This is a genomic window from Streptomyces fuscigenes, from assembly GCF_021556455.1.
Taxonomy (GTDB): Bacteria; Actinomycetota; Actinomycetes; order Streptomycetales; family Streptomycetaceae; genus Streptomyces; species Streptomyces fuscigenes.
On the sequence record NZ_JAKGCV010000632.1, the window covers coordinates 1 to 2,435 of the forward strand.

2 protein-coding genes are annotated in these 2,435 nt (G+C 75.2%); both read right to left on the minus strand.

Annotation, left to right across the window (positions count from 1 at the left end; genetic code table 11):
• Window positions 1-37: 37 nt before the first annotated feature.
• Window positions 38-1,060 carry a FecCD family ABC transporter permease gene (locus tag L1885_RS27160; protein ID WP_235799807.1) on the minus strand — a complete coding sequence of 341 codons (1,023 nt, stop codon included), beginning with the start codon at window positions 1,058-1,060 and terminating at the stop codon, window positions 38-40.
• Window positions 1,061-1,146: 86 nt separating this feature from the next.
• Window positions 1,147-2,199: a FecCD family ABC transporter permease gene (locus L1885_RS27165; protein WP_235799806.1), complete on the minus strand. Its 1,053-nt coding sequence runs from the start codon at window positions 2,197-2,199 to the stop codon at window positions 1,147-1,149.
• Between the last annotated feature and the right edge of the window lie 236 nt (window positions 2,200-2,435).

The following is a 2,435-nucleotide window of genomic DNA, read 5'->3' on the forward strand; positions in this document are numbered from 1 at the left end:
CGCGGGCCGCCCCCCGCGTCCGGCGCCCGGCGGCGCCTCATATGCGGCCCGCCCGGCGCTCGGTGACGAGCAGCCACAGCAGGTACACGCCACCGACAACGGCGGTGACGACACCCGCGGGCAGCTGCCGGCCGCCGAACGCGTGCGTGGCGAGCAGGTCGGCGGCGCACAGCAGCAGCGCTCCCATGAGGGCCGACGCGGCGAGGTTCGGGCCGGGCGCGCGGGTGACCCTGCGGGCGAGCTGGGGCGCGCTGAGCGAGACGAAGGTGATGGGGCCGGCGGCCGCGGTCGCCGTCGCGACGAGCAGCACGGCGCAGGCCATCAGCAGGATGCGGGTGCGCTGGACGGGCACGCCCAGCGCGTATGCCGCGTCGTCGCCCATCTCCATCATCCGCAACTGGCGCGCGTGCCCGAGCGTCAGCGGCACGAGCACGGCGGCCACGCCGAGCATGGGCCACACCTGGCCCCAGTCGGCGCCGTCCAGGGTGCCGGTCATCCACAGCACGGCGCGCGTGGCGTCGACGATGTCGGCCTTGGTGATCAGGTACTGGGTGACGGCGGTGAGCATCGCCGCCGAGCCGATCCCGACGAGGACGAGCCGGTAGCCGTGCACGCCGCGCTTCCACGCCAGCAGGTAGATGCAGGCGCCCGTGGCGAGCCCGCCGACGACCGCGCCGGCCGCCGTCTGCCCGGCCCCGCCGTGGAAGAGGACGATCGAGCACAGCGCGCCGACCGTGGCGCCCTGGCCGAAGCCGATCACGTCGGGGCTGCCGAGCGGGTTGCGGGTGACGGACTGGAAGACGGCGCCGCCGAGGCCGAGGGCCGTGCCGACCAGCAGTCCGACGAGGGCGCGCGGGAGCCGCAGGTCCTGGACGATGAACTCCTGCGCGGCGGTGCCGCCGCCGGTCAGCGTGGTGAGCACGGTGGCGGGCGACATCGGGTAGTCGCCGCTGCCGATGACGACGACGGCCGCGAAAAGCGCCGCGGCGGTCAGCAGCACCAGGGTGAGCGCGGTCCTGGTCCCGATCCGTACGGACAGCAGCCCGCCCGGCGTGCGCACGGAGCGCGTACGGCGCGGGCGCCCGGCGGAGGGCCGGTCCGGCCCGCCCTCGGGCGCGGGCGCCGAGGAGGTGGGAACGGGTGTGGTCACAGCTTCGCCATCCTCCTGCGCCGTACGAGATGGATGAAGACGGGCCCGCCGATCAGCGCCGTCACGATGCCCACCTGGACCTCGGAAGGACGGGCCACGACCCGGCCCACGACGTCCGAACCGACCAGCAGCACCGGCGCCAGGACCGCCGCGTAGGGCAGGATCCACCGCATGTCCGGGCCGGTGATGCTGCGCACCAGGTGCGGGACCATCAGGCCGACGAAGACGATGGGCCCGCACGCGGCGGTCGCCGCGCCGCACAGCAGGGTGACGGCGGTCATCGCGAGGATCCGCGTGCGGGTCAGGTGGGCGCCGAGCGCCCGGGCGGTGTCGTCGCCCATCTCCATGGCGTTGAGGGGGCGCGCGATCAGCAGGGACAGCACGACTCCGGCGGCGATGAACGGCCACAGTTTGCGGATCGTCGACATGTCGGCCGACGCCAGCGAGCCGACCGTCCAGAACCTGATCTGGTCGAGGGCCGCGGTGTTGAGCAACTGGACCGCGTTGACGTACCCGTACAGGGCGGCACTGGCCGCAGTGCCCGCGAGGGCCAGCCGTACCGGCGTCGCGCTGCGGCTGCCGCCGAGCAGGTAGACGGCCGCCGAGACGACGGCCGCTCCGACGAAGGCGAACCACACGTATCCGGTGAACGTGTTGACGCCGAGGAAGCTGATGGCCGACACGACGGCCGCGGCGGCCCCGGCGTTGACGCCGAGCAGGCCGGGTTCGGCGAGGGGGTTGCGGGTGAGGGCCTGCATGACCGCGCCGGCGAGGCCGAGCGCGGCGCCCGCGAGGAGTCCGAGGACGGTGCGCGGGACGCGGACCTGGCTGACGATGACGTCGTCGCGGGTGCCGGTGGACGCGAACAGTCCGTGCCACACGTCGCCGAGCGGCATCGACTTGGCGCCGACGGCGACGCTCGCCACGCACACGGCCGCCAGCAGGACGACGGCGGCGACGAGGCCCGCGCCCCGCACCGCCCGGCGTCCGCGGGGCGGCTCGGCGACGACCGGCGTACCACTGCGTTCTGGGGGACTCTCGACCAACACGCGAGTTAGGTTAGCCTACCCTCCCATGCGCCCGGTCGGGCCGGGCACGAATGCCGTGCGCCGGACGCTTCCGGCGGGACGCCCTCGGCGCCGGCCGGCCCGCCGGCCCACCGCTCGTTCCGGGTCGTCCGCGCGGTCCCGGGCCCTGCCCGTCGGGCCGACCGCCCGTTCCTGGCCGGCTGTCCGTTCCGGAACTCCTGCCCGGTCGCGGCCCGGGCACACCCGCCGGGCCGGAC